This window comes from Agrobacterium leguminum (genome assembly GCF_015704895.1).
Lineage (GTDB): Bacteria > Pseudomonadota > Alphaproteobacteria > Rhizobiales > Rhizobiaceae > Agrobacterium > Agrobacterium leguminum.
In genome coordinates this window covers 1-381 of sequence record NZ_JADQWB010000052.1, presented here as the reverse complement: position 1 = coordinate 381, position 381 = coordinate 1, and the positions used below count along the sequence as shown (strand labels likewise).

The window sequence follows — 381 nt, the reverse complement described above, 5'->3', positions numbered from 1 at the left end:
CTAATGGACCAGCCCATGCCCACACTCTCTTTGCTCAAGCGTCTTACCAACCGTCGCCAGCTGCTGCTCTCCGGCCTGGCGCTGGCCGTGCTCTCTCCACGCGCGATTCAGGCGAAAGAGGAGAATGCGCCGCTGCGCGCAAGTCCGCGCCACGCGCAGCCTGCGCCGCCGCAGAAAAAGGGCAAGCGCATCGTGATGATCGATCCGGGCCACGGCGGCTTCGATTCCGGCGCCGTCGGCAGCGAAGGATCGGAAGAGAAACATCTCGTGCTGGCGATTGCGCACCAGGTGCGCGCGCTGCTGCAGGCGCATCCGCGCATCGAAGTACGGCTGACGCGCGACAGCGATCACTTTATTCCGCTCTACCAGCGCGTCGAGATC

General features: G+C 64.8%; 1 protein-coding gene. It reads left to right on the top strand.

The annotated features are described in order from the left end of the window. Window positions 1-15: 15 nt before the first annotated feature. A partial coding sequence (locus I3J13_RS25635) for an N-acetylmuramoyl-L-alanine amidase (RefSeq protein ID WP_196380685.1) occupies window positions 16-381 on the top strand: 366 nt, incomplete at its 3' end.